The following is a 15,796-nucleotide window of genomic DNA, read 5'->3' on the forward strand; positions in this document are numbered from 1 at the left end:
GTATCTTGTTACTAAAATCAATCAATTATGATCCAGACCTATAAAAGAAATCCGAAGCTTCATAAACATTATCACACCATTCTGATCGGATCAGGCATGGGCTGCCTTTCAGCAGCTGCCATTTTAGCCAAAGAAGGTTTTAGGGTTCTGGTTTTGGAACAGCATTATACTGCTGGCGGTTTTACTCATGTTTTTAAAAGAAAAGGATATGAATGGGATGTAGGCATCCATTATATAGGTGACATGCAACGTCCAAAAAGTGCCATGAAGAAATTGTTTGATTATGTAACAGACGGCAACTTAAAATGGGCGGATATGGGAGATGTCTACGATCGGATCATTATAGGTGACCGCTCTTATGATCTGGTGAAAGGTTTAGAAAATTTTAAAAAGCAACTCATAGACTATTTCCCTGAAGAAAAAGAAGCTATCTTACAATATATTGACTTGGTTTTTGCGGCCAACAAAACCGCAGGTAAATATTATATGAACAAGGCTTTGCCACCATTTTTAAGCAAATTATTATATGGATGGATGACCAAGCCGTTTTTTAAATATGCTGATCAGACTACTGACGAGGTCATCAGAAAATTAACAAAGAATGAGGAGCTGATCAAAGTTCTCTGCGGGCAATATGGTGACTATGGTCTTCCTCCAAAAGAAAGTAGTTTTTTTATGCATAGCACCGTGGTCAAACACTATTTTGGAGGTGGCAGCTTTCCCGTAGGCGGTTCCTCACAGATTGTAAAAACAATCGATCCTGTAATTGAGGCTGCCGGAGGTTCTATAATGATCAATGCCGAAGTAGATAAGGTACTGATAGAAAACAACAAAGCCATAGGCGTCAAAATGAATGATGGAAAAAAAATTCGATCTACCTATGTAATTAGCGGAGCTGGATTATTAACCACTTATGAAAAGCTTTTGCCTTCTGAAATTGTTCAAAAACATGCCTTGAGGTCACAATTAAAAAAAGTAAATCCATCTGTTTCTCACGCATGTTTATATATCGGGCTGGAAGGAAGTCCGGAAGACTTGCAATTACCCAAAACAAATTTTTGGATCTATCCGGATAAACTTAATCATGACCAATGCGTTCATAATTACCTGGAAGATATTGAGCAAGACTTCCCGGTGGTATATGTTTCTTTTCCGGCAGCCAAAGACCCTGATTGGTCAAACCGCTATCCAGGAAAAAGCACCATTGATATCATCACCTTATTGCCCTATGAAGTTTTCAGTGACTGGGAAGACTCCAAATGGATGAAAAGAGGCGAGCCTTATGAGCAACTCAAGGAAAAGATTTCACAAAGGTTGCTGGAAAAGCTTTACGATCAATTACCTCAGGTTAAAGGCAAGATCAAACATTATGAATTGAGCAGTCCTTTAACTACGAAACATTTTATGAACTATAGCAAAGGAGAGATTTACGGCCTTGATCATAGTCCGAAGCGATTCAGGCAAAAGTTTCTTGTACCGCGAACCCCGATCAAAAACTTTTATCTTACGGGTCAGGATATCGTAACAGCAGGTGTCGGAGGTGCCTTATTTTCAGGACTACTGACAGTATCGGCAATGACAGGGAAGAACTTTATGAAGAAAATTGTAGGCTCCTGATCGCCTCGCAAGCGAGGTGATCAACTCCGAGGCGCTCGCAACTGAGGCGCTCGCAGCTGAGCGCCTCAGTTCTCATCACCTCATCTCCGAGGTGATGAGAATTGTTACTTCACTCTACTCTCCAAATCTTTCCGATGTATTTGTAACAACCTTTCTATGGCCTTACCATTTCTAAAAGACCGGACTCTCAAACTGTAATCACCTGCAGGGAGTTCAAATGGGCCCTCGTATTTTTTACCAAAAGTTACCGGATATGTATTGTCAATCGTATAAAACATATCAATGTCAGAGAAAGGTGTATTCAATTTACACATAAGCTTCCTTCCTTCTTTATAAACCTTCACTTTAGGTTCATAAATCGTTTTTGCGATATTGATCCCTTTCTGGTCAAATCTTTTAAAATGAGATTCTGTTCTTCTGAGAAAATCATTCCAGTTTTTATCATCCTTGTTACTCCATAAAGATTCAGATAAGGCGAAGGCTCTTGGATAGGTCATATAAAAAGCGAACGGAAGATTTGGGATTACTTCGGTCCATAGATTTCCCTGCCCACCCAAAATCAATTCGGGATCCAATACAAAGTCGGGAACAGGCTCAAAGCTATAGGCTTTTTCAAGAGAAAGGTCTGAATAGATTTTGTTCTCTACGCTATAATCACCTTGTGTAAAATCAAGGTATGTAAATTCATTTGGTGTCATCACGACTTTATGGCCGAGCCCGACGGCTTCAATACCACTTTTTACATCCCTCCAATTCATCACGGCGGCTCCGTCTGCCAACCCTCCTTCAAGAATTTCATCCCAGCCAATCATTTTTTTGCCCTTGCTGCTAATAATCTTTTCAACGCGTTTTACAAAATAACTCTGTAATTCAGCACCGTTACTGATCCCGTTTTTTGCCATAAAGTCCTGTACTTTTGCATCTTCTTCCCAATAACCGTGATAACACTCATCACCTCCCATATGGATATACTCACCCGGAAACAATTCAGCTATCTCGTTAAAAATCATGTCTAAAAAAGCATAAACCGCAGGATCAGCAGGGTTTAATGAATTTTCAATTGTCATTTTAAAGGTTCCGTCGCCATACCAGTCAGCAATTTTTGCACCTGGGTTCACCTGTTTAAACTCTTTTTTAACAGAGTACTGAGGATATGCAGCTAATAAAGCCATACTATGGCCCGGGACGTCAATTTCAGGAACTATGGTTATATTTCTCTCAGCGGCATAGGCAACAACTTCTCTAATCTGTTCCTGGGTATAAAACCCTCCGTATGTCGTTTTCTCCGATTTTTTGGGTTGTGCCCGTTCAGAACCAAAACGTCCATGTCTTTCGACCCTCCAGGCACCCACTTCGGTTAATTTTGGAAATGTCTTAATCTCGATTCGCCATCCTTCATCATCTGTCAGATGCCAATGAAAAACATTGAATTTGTATGCTGCCATCTGATCGAGATAGGCTTTCACCTCTTCGACAGTAAAGAAATGACGACTCACGTCGAGCATCAAGCCTCTCCATCCAAATCTCGGAAAATCTTCAATGATACAAGCTTTGATTTCAACGGGCAAGAGTTCGCCTTCATCTGATGTTATTCGCTTTGTTGGAAATAACTGTTTTAAAGTCTGAATCCCGTTAAACGTTCCTGCTTTTGTATTGGCCATTAATAAAATGCCCCCTTCTTCCACAACAAGCTGGTAACCTTCATGTCCGAGCGTATCAAGCTTTGCCTCATAGAGACCTATCTTGAGTGTTTTCAAGGTTGAACTATCACCCCTGACTTGCGAAAAGTTAACACCAATTTCCTTAAGATCTGATTTCAGGAATTCAACCTGCCTGCTTAAATCATCGTTTTCTGTAAGTAAAACAAGGCCCATGTTCTGATCGATGATTAAACTACCTTCAGAGCCTGTATACGACACAGGAGCCGGAATAATCTGATGCTGGGACCAGGTAACCTGGCTTGAAATTAACAAGGTTATAATAAGCAAGCTTAAAATTCTTTTCATTTTATAAAAATTTGGATTATAGCATTTTTTTAATGGCGTGAAATTAATTGAATTCAATAAAATAAACTACTTTTTAATAAAAAAAAACAGGGAAATAAACCCTCTCGTATCTTTTCAATCTAATAGATTTAATACCTTATTTAATTCTTAATGCTCACTGTGAATTTACTAATGTGGGATAAATATTTATTCTGTTAATATCATCATTGGTTTTAAAAAACAAGAACCAAAAAAACGCGTCCTTGCATGGGATGTCAGAAGATTACACGGGCTTTGCCTGATCGATATTTTTTGAGAAAGAAGAACCGGATAAAGCAGTGATCAAATGATTTTTTCCATCAAATAATCATCCATAACAAATCCGTTCCCAATGTCCTGCACCAAAGCCCCCGTCTTTACAAAACCTGCTTTTTCATAGGCTTTTATCGAATTGAAATTGAACTTATTAACAGTAAGACTCACCTTTTTACAATTCAGGCTTTCTGCAACTTCTGTCACAAATTTCATGGCCTTTTTCCCAATTCCCTTGCTTCTGAATTCTTTTAAGACATATATTTTACTTAAAAATAAATCCTTCTCCCTTTTTTCAAAAGATAAATAACCAACATTTTTAGATTCGAAAGTGATCATGAAATACTGATAACCCTTGTCGATCTGATCTTTCATGGTGCCGGAAGACTGGAACTTGTCAAGCATATACAGTACTTGTTCTTTACCTATTATGGGCGTATAATGCTCATGCCAAATAGTACTTGCCATGATTTCTATTTTTCCCAAGTCACTGTGGTTTTTTACCTCCCAAAAACTTATCATCCTTAAAACTATTTTAGTGTCCAGCCCCCATCGACCGTCACGATCTCACCGGTAATCAATGAGGCAGCATCCGAAGCCAAAAAAACGACCACGCCGGCTACTTCCATTGGTTTTCCTATCCTGCCAAGAGGAATTCTGTCCAAAACACTTTGTCTAAACTCAGGATCCTTTAACCAGGGCTCTGTACCAGGGGTTTCGATAAATGTCGGGGCCACGGCATTGACCTGTATATGATATTTGGCCCATTCTGAAGCCAGGTTTTTCGTCATATGGTTTACTGCAGCCTTGCTCATGCAATAAACAGATTCGTCGTCAAGGGCAATTTTTCCGGCCTGTGAGCTCATATTGATGATCCGGCCATACCCTTGTTTAATCATATGTTTTGCAACCGCTTGTGAAGTAAAGAACATGGCTTTTACATTGAGGTTCATGGTCAAATCATAATCTGCTTCGCTAACTTTCTCAGCCGGGTTTGCAGGGGCGACACCAACATTGTTTACCAAAATATCAATCCTGCCAAAATTTTCAATAACCTGTTCCACTGCGTTTTGAATCTCCTTTACAGTCGAAACATCCATTTGCACCCTGATCACCTTTCTGCCCATTGCCCCGATTTCTTTTTCAAGATCTTTAGCAGAATTCACGTCTCTCAAGCCTAGCGCAATATCTGCACCTGCTTGGGCAAGCGCCAAAGCACAGGCTTTACCCAGACCTCTTGCCGATCCTGAAACCAGAGCTACTTTATGATTTAAACTAAAATTGGGGTATTCAATACTGTTTATATTCATTGGAATCTATTTAGTACCATCAAATATAATGCAGTTTAACGCAAATTCAAACTTATTAAGTCCAATCGCGGTCAATTATATTTCTGAACGTTAAGTTAATACGAGAGCCTATGTTTTTTTTTGTTTTAGGCACTTGGTGCAGCCAGTATTTTTGGACGACTCCTTTCATCAATAAGAGACTTCCATTTTGTAAAGTCAAGGAAATGGTTTTCTTTGATTTGCGGTGCTTAAACGAGAATTTCCTATCGCTCCCAAGGCTCAATGAAGCAATTGTTGCCCCCGGTACCAATTCTTTTTCGTTATCACTATGCCAGCCCATCCCATCGCTACCCTCAGGATATAGGTTAAGCAAGCAACTGTTAAACGAATTTTTGGTTTCAAACTCTATTAATTTCCTGATCTCGTTCAACTCCTGATTCCACAAATGAGCTTTTCTTCTGATTCGGGAATAGTTATATTCAAATGGTTTGCTTCCATACCAACCCACTTTTCTGCTTGTAATGATTTTTTTACCGTACATAAGAAACTCATCATGTTCCCATAAAATATTATCGTTTAAGGCCTCAAACATTTTTTTTGATAGCATGTTATCGACAAAATCCGGGATATAAACTGCTTCCCCGTCATAAGGCAGTAAATTCTGTAAGATTGTATTCTTAATTGACATCACGCAGCATGTTTTAAAGAAATATAATGATAATTCGATTATAATTTTGATATTGAAACAACAAAGTAATCTACTTTTTATAAATTTGTTATGACTGAAGCCCATATGAATTCGATCTCAATCAGCAAATTATCATGAGTGAAAATAATTTTATCGTAATTTGGGAGTTCTTGTTTTTTTATAAAAATAGTTTACTTTAGCCCCGTCTAAAGAATACTAAAATGTAGTATTTATTTTAACATCTTGAAACATTTTTGTAGTTTCGGGCATCTGGTTATTAAGGAGTTAAGTCAGATTGCAGCTTATTGGATAAGTGACCGATTTTTAGAGAAAATTCCTACTTTAAACTTTTTGGTTTACGCAGATCATCATGCAAGGTATATACCGATGCAGGGTCAATTACGAATTTAATTCATTGCTTTTCAGAAATACATGAATACAGTTTATTCATGATTATACTCTTACACTAAATTAAAAGCAATAATGAAAACAAAATATATTGACCTTATCGATCAAACCTACTTTTTTCCCCAGGATGAATTTCAGCTTGAGGGTAACAAACTAAGGTTTCACGACATCAACCTCTCAAAATTAGTTGAGGAATATGGCACCCCCTTAAAATTTACCTATCTGCCCAAGATATCTGATAATATTCAAAGGGCTAAATCATGGTTTAAAGAAGCCATGGTCAAAAATGAGTACAAGGGCGCATACAAATACTGCTACTGCACCAAAAGCTCTCATTTTAAACACGTTATAGAAGAGGCACTAAAGAATGATATACATTTGGAAACGTCCTCAGCCTTTGATATCAATATCATAGAAAATTTAAAAAAGAATAACAAAATAGGCAATGACACCTATGTGATTTGCAATGGCTTCAAAAGGTCTCAATACGTTAGTAATATTGCCAGGCTGATCAATAATGGGCATTATAACTGCATCCCGATCATAGATAATTATGAGGAAATTAATATTCTTTCTCAAGAGATCAAAAAGCCTTATCAAATAGGCATCCGAATTGCTTCGGAAGAAGAACCGAAATTTGCCTTCTATACGTCAAGGTTGGGAATTGGATACAAAAATATCCTTCCATTTTACAGAAAGCAGATCAAGGAAAATGATAAAGTTGAGCTTAAAATGCTGCACTTCTTCATAAATACGGGAATCAAAGACAACGCTTATTATTGGAATGAACTTCAGAAATGCTTAAAAGTATATACCAGTTTAAAGAAAGAATGTCCAACATTGAACAGTCTTAACATTGGTGGCGGATTTCCAGTGAAGAATTCTCTTGCATTTGATTATGATTACCAATACATCATCAATGAGATTGTAAATCAGATCAGAGTAACCTGTGAAGAAGCAGAGGTGGACGTTCCTGATATCTTCACCGAATTTGGAAGTTTTACAGTAGGTGAAAGCGGAGGAGCGATATATGAAATCCTGTATCAAAAGCAACAAAATGATCGTGAAAAATGGAACATGATCAATTCGTCCTTTATTACTACCTTACCTGATACCTGGGCCATTAATAAACGATTTATTATGCTGCCGATTAACAGGTGGAACGATTCTTACGAACGCGTACTTTTAGGAGGACTGACCTGTGACAGTGATGACTATTACAATTCTGAACAACACATGAATGCCATTTACCTTCCTGTTTACAACAAGGACAAGCCCCTGTATATAGGATTCTTTAATACAGGAGCCTATCAGGAAAATATAGGTGGTTTTGGAGGCTTACAGCATTGTTTGATCCCTCAGCCCAAGCACTTGATTCTCGATCGGGATAAAAATGGAGATTTACTATGCTCTGTTTTCTCTGAACAGCAAACATCTGATCAGTTGCTCTCTATTTTAGGCTATTCTGAAAAAGACAAAACCGAAAAAGAAAAAATTAAAAAAACTAAATTAATTGAATTATAACACTTACGTAAAATGAACAATGAAAGGACTTTTGCGGGTATACCTGAGAGCTATGCCAGCAGCGAAAAAGCAAAAGTAGTTTTAATCCCGGTACCCTATGACGGAACCAGTACCTGGCAAAAGGGAGCGGATAAAGGTCCGGATGCTTTTTTGGAAGCAGCCGAAAACATGGAACTTTATGATATTGAAACAAACTCTGAAGTTTACAAGGAAGGAATTTATTTGGCAGAAAGTGTACTGGAGAACAGTTCTCCTGAAGATATGGTTGAAGCTGTTCATAAAGTCACCAAAAAATATATAAACAAAAATAAATTTGTAACAATTTTTGGCGGGGAACACTCAGTATCTATAGGAACCATCAGGGCATTTAACGAATGTTTTCACAACTTAACCGTTTTGCACATTGATGCACATGCAGATCTAAGAAAAGAATACGAGGGATCAGCTTGTAACCATGCCTGTGCCGTTTATGAAGCCAGTCAGTCGACCAATTTGGTACAGGTGGGTATTCGCTCTATGGACGCAATTGAAACAACCATAGCAGATCCCGACAAGACCTTTTTCGCCCATAAAATGGTTACAGATGATTTTTGGATGGTCAATGCGATCGACCAAATGACTGACAATGTCTTTATTACCTTTGATCTTGATGCTTTTGATCCCTCGATATTACCTTCCACGGGAACTCCTGAACCAGGTGGGCTTTTGTGGTACGAAACCTTGGATTTCCTAAAAAAAGTATTTAACGAACGAAATGTGGTTGGATTTGACATTGTTGAATTATGCCCGAATCCAAATGAAAAATCATCTGATTTTTTGGCTGCAAAATTGTATTATAAAATGTTAACTTACAAGTTTAAGTTAGACGTTGAAGATGAAGAGGATTTGTTTGATGAAGAAAATAACAATCACTTCAACCAATTATCAAAATTCAAAGATCTCGATGATGAGTGAAAAAGGAACCATTTCCAAATTTATAGAAAATTACTATCTGCATTTTAATGCTGCTGCACTTGTGGATGCTGCAAAAGCTTATGAGATGCAGTTGAATAATGGATCCAAGATGCTGATTTCGTTGGCAGGTGCAATGAGTACGGCTGAAATCGGAAAGATTTTTGCCGAGGTCATTCGACAGGATAAAGTGCATATCATTTCATGTACAGGAGCTAATCTGGAAGAAGACATCATGAATCTCGTGGCCCATTCTCACTACAAGCGTCTGCCAAATTACAGAGACTTGACACCAGAGGATGAATGGGAACTTCTTTTAAAAGGCCTTAACAGGGTTACAGACACCTGTATTCCTGAAGATGAGGCTTTTAGACGTCTTCAAAAACATATTTTTGCCATATGGAAAAAGGCCGAAGACGAGGGGGAAAGATATTTTCCACACGAGTTTATGTATAAATTGTTACTTTCGGGTGTATTGGAGGAGTACTATGAAATTGATGTAAAGAACTCTTGGATGTATGCCGCTGCGGAAGCTAATTTACCAATTGTGGTGCCCGGCTGGGAAGACAGTACCATGGGAAATATATTTGCCAGTTACGTGCTTAAAGGAGATTTAAAGGCAAGCACAATGAAATCAGGCATTGAGTATATGACATTTTTAGCCGACTGGTATTCAGATAATTCTGAAAATGGCATTGGCTTTTTTCAGATCGGAGGAGGAATTGCCGGGGATTTCCCCATATGCGTGGTTCCAATGCTCTATCAGGATATGGAAAGAACAGAAACGCCGTTTTGGAGTTATTTTTGTCAAATTTCTGATTCGACAACCAGTTATGGATCTTACTCGGGTGCTGTGCCCAATGAAAAGATAACCTGGGGTAAATTGGGAATTGACACCCCAAAATTTATTATAGAGTCGGATGCAACAATAGTTGCTCCATTAATTTTTGCCTATTTATTGAACATGTAAGAAAACATCAATATGAAAAGAGTAATTGTAGATTTCAAAAAACTAAATCAGGAACTATTGGAAATGTTGGTGACTAAATTTCCAAACGGATACGATGATACTGACATCATTACTTTTCGCAACGCCAGCTATGAATTGATAGAAGCTGTGGAAGTTAAGACAGATGATACAACCTATCTGATAAAGATCAGTAAAAGGCTTGCTGATACGATGGAAAAGTTCGATGTCAACAGCGACGATGACGATGACGATGACGACGAGTCATTGAAAGAAAAAGATGACGAAATACTTTCGGCCAATACCGACATGGACGATGATCTGGATGACGATTTTGAAGATGAAATCGATGACGACGATCTTTAAGGACGTCTTCGGAATTGCTGTCTGGCATTTCCGGTCCCTGATCGAATTTCAGTCCTATTGCATTGATTAGAAAATATCAGGTTGCATGAAATTATGATACTGTTTCTTATCAAATTTGATATGATTCGTAAAATATAATCCTCAGGTTTTACTTCAACATAAAACCTGAGGATTTTTTTTGTTAGATAACAACCTGACTAACCTGAACCTGTGGTTCGATATTTGTAAAGTTGGGTAGATCAGCCATGATCTCGGCTGCATTGGGTCCAAATGAATTCTGAAATGATTCCATTGATTCAAAATACAGATTTCCAAGAGCCTCAAACGGGGGATGCTCTCCCGGGGCGCCTCCACCAAGCCCCTTTTCAACTGTCGCTCCTATGACCGAATCGCCAAGTAAGCCGGATACCATGCTTACATGTTGATTGGCATAATAATCAATATCGAAGTGTTTTCCTTCTCCCGAAGGATATAATACAGTCACTTTAATACTTCCTTTTTTCATGTTCTTGTATGTTTACCGAATTCATAAATATAATTTATCGTTCTATTTAGCTGTCATAAGAGCCTGGCTGTAATAAGCATTTTCTCTTACAATCTTGCCCTCATCATTAAAATTGTGAATCACAAAAAGAGGCATGACAATCTTTTTATTATCAGATTTTCTTGTCATTCGCAATTTCCACCAGGATTGAACCACTTTGGCATTACCAAGGCCATAATTAAGGTAATCCGGATATCCTGACACATCCACTGCGGTTATATCATAATTCTCCATCAGCTCCTTCATTCCTTTTTTGTCTTCTTCAAGTGACTTGGACTTTTCACCAACCGCCATGTGTATATTTCTGAACGTCGCCTTTTCATCAAAATAACTGTGGAATTTTTCCATGTCGTGATTTTCCAGGGCGGCCATCATTCTTCTCACATGATTGATATAATCATGGTGGTTATAAATAGTCCCGTTTTCACGCGCGACAAAACTTTCTCTCAATTCGTCCCAAACCCTACGGTCACTGTAATCAATTACCGTTTGAATCTTATTATCTGCATTGACGACATAAAGGCGATGTACGGGCATATCTACCTTTACACCGGTTTCATTATGCACACCTTTTAAATGGTCCCAGGTTTGTACCCAAACCACATCATTCTGATTTTCGTCCTTATACTCTATGGCATCGGGATAGGCCTGCCCTGATCGTTCTAGGCTTAAGTAAGCCATATTCTCTTTCCACCAGGTTGTGTTTCTTCCTGCTCCTTCCTTGGTTCCGGGTGTTGCATCCTTGTTCGAATTATTGCCATTCCACCATTTGTAGTCATCAGCGAGGTAACTCATCACCTTATCAGCATCTCCTGATATAAATGCCTTTTGAAAATCTTCAACGACATTTATGGCAGGATGTTCGGAATAAATGGTTCCATTTTTCTTTTTTTGTGCATAGGTGACAATGGTCAATAACATTATCATGACTAGTGTTAATCTTTTCATACTTATAAAGTTTTTTGGTTTAAGATTTTAATATAACTTCAGTAAATAAACACCATTCTAAAATTAGAATCAACTCATCATGGACGAATGCGCGTTAATAATGTCCGGAAGTACCATTTTAATTTTCAAGCAACACAATCAGTGGCATAAGGCAGATGTTGAAATACGGTCAGTATCCGGATAAGTAAACTTATGATCTGTTTGGATAGGTAATTTTCCTTTATTCACGGTAACAATTATGTCTGCCTCCACATTGTAAGAAATAAAAAAAGAATCACGTTTCCATGACTCCTTTTTCTTTAATGAATCCCTGGTGAATTTCCCGGGACCACAGTTCAAAATATTGATTGAAGTGATCTATTTAAGACACCAGCACCTGTAATTCGATAGTTCCCGCATCAGTGATTTCTCCAGCAGTTACCATAATTGGTTGCTTGGATTCGAAATCAGCATAGTTTAGCGTTACTATTTTTAATATGTAATAACCCTCGTCAAGGCCCTGCACTAAAAATTCGCCTTTGTCATTGGTAAAAGTAGAACCGACATACTCATCATTTTCTGTAAAAATGAATACTTCTGTTTTGTCCTGTGGAACAGCTCCATCAATTTCATCTTCCAATTCTTCAGCCACGACAATGCCGCTTATTGAACCAGAATTTACTTCCAAATTCACCCTTATGACAGGTTTTAAAATGTATTTACCTGAATTACCCGCCTTGACAATTGACTTGCTCACATCCCAATCGAGGATGAATGTATATGAAAAACCTCCCTCCAGATCAGTGTTCAGTTTTAATTTTAATCCCGATTGTTCAGCACTTGGCGTATCTAAATCAATAGGATCAGCACTTCCTTCAAGTAAAAGTGTATTGTTATCGCTTAACACCAAACGAATCTGATTTACCGAGCCAGAAGGAATAATGTCATCTGAAAGCAGCAAATCATTTCCGGCGACCAATTCTGTCAAATCTACCTTGATAGGATAACCATCCACCGGCTTCAGGCTTGTCCAACCTTCATCATCCTCAGTGTTGTTATATTGAATATCAATAATTTCAATATTGACTTCTTTATATTTTTCATCAGGTTCATCAATAAGTTTTAATTGAATCCGTGATGTATCATCTTTTGTACCCCCGTTGCCTTCATTACATCCAAAAAGGGTGGCAAAAACTGAAATAACGACAACTATAATTGATAATTTCTTTTTCATAACAAATGTATTTAATACTATTACTTAATCTTTTTTAAGGTAAATGTAATTGTTGTTTCTGAGTAAATTCTGTAGTTCAATAATGTGAGCATGTGCTATTTATTTATCCTGAAAGGAATCTTCAATAATCGCAGTTTGAAACATCGTGTAAATAGTTTTAAACCTGAGATAGGCCATGCCCATATGATACTATGTGCAATCTTCACAATATATACCGCAATTATTTATATACTTTGGCCGGTAGGCTTAACCTGATCACATTTCCAAACCCCTGACAATTACAATTTGCTCCTTTCGTTCAGTGTCGGGGTAAAACATTAACATGTCATTTTCTGCATCTTCAATGAGTTTTCCCCCTGTTGTCCAAACCGAATAACCGTTGCCGTAATGAAAATCCGGAATAAATATTTCCGTGGGTTCATTGATACTTTTATCTAATTCAAATTTTAAATAAAATTCCTTTTCTTCCCGAAAAAAATTGTATTCCAATATTCTTCCGGTAACTTTGTAAGGATAGGGTCTTATTACAGCATCAAGAGCCCTTCCGCCAGAATCAATATCACCGGGATCCTTTTGTTGGTCAGGACTAAAAATCGATAAATCCTCACCATTCCATTGATCTCCCCTTTCATTTGTATTATCAGCTGTATAATTCCACAGGGTGTAGTTGAGCAGGTTCTTTTCCATAGCTTTAAAAACCCTGTCAAAGGCTTTTTCCTGGCTTTCAAAATTTCCCGTTTTAAACGCTTCTTTATCATTCATATCAAATGGAATGCCTGTTTCTCCGATCAAAGAGGGAGCCTCACCCAGACTCTTTTTCGTACCGAGCTTTACGGAAGCAAACATATTTTCGAACAACAGTTTGACATTCCTTTTCCCAAACGTCAATTCCCCTGTTTCATAGTCGATACCCAGCCAGGGGGTGAAGCGTCCGGTTCCCAATGTTATACCATCGTACCAGTGAGATGCATTAACAAACCTGGATGCCTTTTCTTCGCTCCATACCGGTAAAGACAGGTGCTCCGGGAATAACACCGGTTCAATAAATATCAACCAATTGGAATTAATACTCCTGATGGTGTCTGCATAACGATCAATAGCAGGTTTGAAGTAATCTGAAGAGAAATCGACCGTGCGCCCGTTGATCCTGGCAAAATAGTCTGGTTTAAGTACCTTTGGATTGCCCTCTTTATCTTGTTCCCACACGCCGTTTTGCTTCCAAATACAACCTTTTGAAGTCTTCCAAATGGATAAGCCGTCGGGATTCAGGACTTTGGGGTCTCCTTCATTCATCCCAAATCTGCCCAATTGAAAAGTTTTCACTTCTGTTGAGATTCCATCACCAAGAAACATCGACTCAGAGGGTGTTGGGGCATTTCCGAAATAATTTGTATTCATCGGCTCGTTTAAATCCTTCACGCCAATAAAACCTGCCGAAGGTTCGTTCAAAAACTCGAAACCCACCACATTGGGTTCATCCTTGAGTTTTAAGGCCACCTGCTTCATAGCATTAATGAAATGATCTTGCAGATATTCCTGTATGGGTATCGTATCCTGTACCTTAACTTGTGGCGCGAATTGGTTACCTCCGAAGAATAAGGTGAACATATTGGCTGCTGCCAGTTTAAAGTTATTGGTGTACCAAATCATCCCCGGGAAAGGATCTCCATGCAGGTTATGTAATAAGGCGGCCCCGGTATCTTGAAATTTTGTGACATCCATACCTGCAGCCTCAAATGTCCACATAGGTGCTCCATCTCCTCCGCTATACCTGCTCCATACGTCCTGATGCGGATCAATAAATACATTAAGGTTATGTTTCTCAGCCTTCCTGATTATTTGAACAATATAATCCAAATAGGACTCATCATATATTCCCGGGCCCTCATGTTCAATGGCCTCCCATGTAACAATAAACCGGATAAAATGAAATCCCCATTTTTTCAATCTGTTAAAATGGACATCTGCCTCATCCAAAGGAAATGGCCGGCCAATAAAAGAAACAGCCTTACCGTTAAAAAAGCCTTCTTTAACATGTGTCGCCATATAAGGGGTATAGGGTACTTTAGAACTGCCACCCAAGTTTATTCCCCTAAGAAACATGGTTCGCCCGGTATGGTCCTTGAACCATGATCCATCCGCCATAATGTTGCTTTTTGAATCAGTTATGGTGTCAACCTGTTCTGAGTAAGCTGTCTGGCTGTCGGTTAGTTTTTCAATGTCATCACTTGAAACTTTGATCAAACCTTCGGTACTGGCCGATTCTTCAGAAGGATCGTAAAAAAGGTATAAAAGGGCTATACCGGCAATAATGATAAGGGTCAATAAAAAACCTGCCAAAATTTTAAATATCTTCTTCATGCATATGGTTTTAGCAAAATTAGGGTTCAACAAAAATAGATTTTAATCAGTAGAATAATAAATTATTTCAGTCAAATTGAATTGATTTTCCTGGTTACATTGGGATGTGATCTTTAATTTTTTTCTTGTGAATACCAACTTTTTAGCTATGTGAAGCAGCATTCCACTGGGTTGCAATGCACTCTATATATTGTTGTGCTTAATTGTCTAATTATCTTTGAGAAAAGCTCCATCTCTGTGTCCACCAACATACAGCCACTTATTATCGACTTTTAAATAAATATCACTGAATCTCAATTTCCCGTTCATTATCTGGTCATTTTGAATAGTGGCACCATCATCCTTGGTTCCATTTTCTCCAATCCACTTATATTCTTCATATATTGTATAATGCGCAATTGCAAGGTTTCCGTCATCAAGGATCTGCATTTTTTTTCTTTCAATCTCAATATTGATGACTTCCTCTTTTTTTTTTAATGCCATCCCAGAAAGAAGCAAAAATTTCTTTTGTCATCAATGTCTTTGAGTGAAGGGTCCATCTCCTGAAATCCGGATGATAAATCGACATATGACCTTTAAAGTCATTTTCAGCCCAAGTACTGTTTCTTTGTTCTACTACTTTC

Annotated in this window: 15 protein-coding genes; 5 read left to right on the plus strand and 10 right to left on the minus strand. The window is 38.2% G+C overall.

Going from position 1 to position 15,796, the window contains the following annotated elements; translation table 11 throughout:
* Window positions 1-27 precede the first annotated feature (27 nt).
* Window positions 28-1,617: a phytoene desaturase family protein gene (locus tag AABB81_RS08775; RefSeq protein WP_342159994.1), complete on the plus strand. Its 1,590-nt coding sequence runs from the start codon at window positions 28-30 to the stop codon at window positions 1,615-1,617.
* Between the two features lie 104 nt (window positions 1,618-1,721).
* Here the strand turns inward: AABB81_RS08775 and AABB81_RS08780 are convergent, their stop codons facing one another.
* From AABB81_RS08780 to AABB81_RS08795, 4 genes are all read right to left on the minus strand, one after another.
* On the minus strand, window positions 1,722-3,623 hold the full coding sequence (locus tag AABB81_RS08780) for a beta-N-acetylhexosaminidase (RefSeq protein ID WP_342159995.1): 1,902 nt from the start codon (window positions 3,621-3,623) through the stop codon (window positions 1,722-1,724).
* A gap of 321 nt (window positions 3,624-3,944) precedes the next feature.
* On the minus strand, window positions 3,945-4,382 hold the full coding sequence (locus tag AABB81_RS08785; RefSeq protein WP_342159997.1) for a GNAT family N-acetyltransferase: 438 nt from the start codon (window positions 4,380-4,382) through the stop codon (window positions 3,945-3,947).
* Window positions 4,383-4,444: 62 nt separating this feature from the next.
* Window positions 4,445-5,224, minus strand: coding sequence for an SDR family NAD(P)-dependent oxidoreductase (locus tag AABB81_RS08790; RefSeq protein ID WP_342159999.1), 780 nt, complete (start codon window positions 5,222-5,224; stop codon window positions 4,445-4,447).
* A 55-nt stretch (window positions 5,225-5,279) separates the two neighbouring features.
* Window positions 5,280-5,891 (minus strand): alpha-ketoglutarate-dependent dioxygenase AlkB family protein, encoded by a 612-nt coding sequence (locus AABB81_RS08795; RefSeq protein WP_342160001.1) that lies wholly within the window; start codon window positions 5,889-5,891, stop codon window positions 5,280-5,282.
* A 483-nt stretch (window positions 5,892-6,374) separates the two neighbouring features.
* Between AABB81_RS08795 and AABB81_RS08800 the strand changes: the two genes are divergently transcribed.
* Genes AABB81_RS08800 through AABB81_RS08815 form a run of 4 tightly spaced genes read left to right on the plus strand, consistent with a single transcriptional unit; the run spans window position 6,375 to window position 10,107 of the window.
* Window positions 6,375-7,823 carry an arginine decarboxylase gene (locus AABB81_RS08800; RefSeq protein WP_342160002.1) on the plus strand — a complete coding sequence of 483 codons (1,449 nt, stop codon included), beginning with the start codon at window positions 6,375-6,377 and terminating at the stop codon, window positions 7,821-7,823.
* Between the two features lie 12 nt (window positions 7,824-7,835).
* Window positions 7,836-8,777, plus strand: coding sequence for an agmatinase (gene speB / locus AABB81_RS08805; RefSeq protein ID WP_342160003.1), 942 nt, complete (start codon window positions 7,836-7,838; stop codon window positions 8,775-8,777).
* On the plus strand, window positions 8,770-9,744 hold the full coding sequence (locus tag AABB81_RS08810; RefSeq protein ID WP_342160766.1) for a deoxyhypusine synthase family protein: 975 nt from the start codon (window positions 8,770-8,772) through the stop codon (window positions 9,742-9,744). Before speB ends, AABB81_RS08810 begins: the two co-directional genes overlap by 8 nt.
* A 12-nt stretch (window positions 9,745-9,756) precedes the next feature.
* Entirely contained in the window at window positions 9,757-10,107 is a 351-nt protein-coding gene (locus AABB81_RS08815; RefSeq protein WP_342160004.1) for a hypothetical protein, read from the plus strand.
* A gap of 181 nt (window positions 10,108-10,288) precedes the next feature.
* On the opposite strand, the gene AABB81_RS08820 is transcribed toward AABB81_RS08815, so the two are convergent.
* The 6 genes from AABB81_RS08820 to AABB81_RS08845 all read right to left on the minus strand — a co-directional run bounded on the left by AABB81_RS08820 (window position 10,289) and on the right by AABB81_RS08845 (window position 15,656).
* Entirely contained in the window at window positions 10,289-10,612 is a 324-nt protein-coding gene (locus tag AABB81_RS08820; protein WP_342160005.1) for an EthD family reductase, read from the minus strand.
* Between the two features lie 42 nt (window positions 10,613-10,654).
* A complete protein-coding gene (locus AABB81_RS08825) occupies window positions 10,655-11,599 on the minus strand; it encodes a nuclear transport factor 2 family protein (RefSeq protein ID WP_342160007.1) in 945 nt (314 codons plus the stop codon).
* Between the two features lie 138 nt (window positions 11,600-11,737).
* Window positions 11,738-11,938 carry a hypothetical protein gene (locus tag AABB81_RS08830; RefSeq protein WP_342160009.1) on the minus strand — a complete coding sequence of 67 codons (201 nt, stop codon included), beginning with the start codon at window positions 11,936-11,938 and terminating at the stop codon, window positions 11,738-11,740.
* Window positions 11,939-11,960: 22 nt separating this feature from the next.
* Window positions 11,961-12,812 carry a DUF4382 domain-containing protein gene (locus AABB81_RS08835; protein WP_342160010.1) on the minus strand — a complete coding sequence of 284 codons (852 nt, stop codon included), beginning with the start codon at window positions 12,810-12,812 and terminating at the stop codon, window positions 11,961-11,963.
* 255 nt (window positions 12,813-13,067) lie between these two features.
* A complete protein-coding gene (locus tag AABB81_RS08840) occupies window positions 13,068-15,173 on the minus strand; it encodes a glycoside hydrolase family 5 protein (protein ID WP_342160012.1) in 2,106 nt (701 codons plus the stop codon).
* Window positions 15,174-15,380: 207 nt separating this feature from the next.
* On the minus strand, window positions 15,381-15,656 hold the full coding sequence (locus tag AABB81_RS08845) for a hypothetical protein (protein ID WP_342160013.1): 276 nt from the start codon (window positions 15,654-15,656) through the stop codon (window positions 15,381-15,383).
* Window positions 15,657-15,796 lie beyond the last annotated feature (140 nt).

The sequence above is a fragment of the Lutimonas vermicola genome (genome assembly GCF_038433205.1).
In the GTDB taxonomy this organism is placed as follows: Bacteria; Bacteroidota; Bacteroidia; order Flavobacteriales; family Flavobacteriaceae; genus Lutimonas; species Lutimonas vermicola.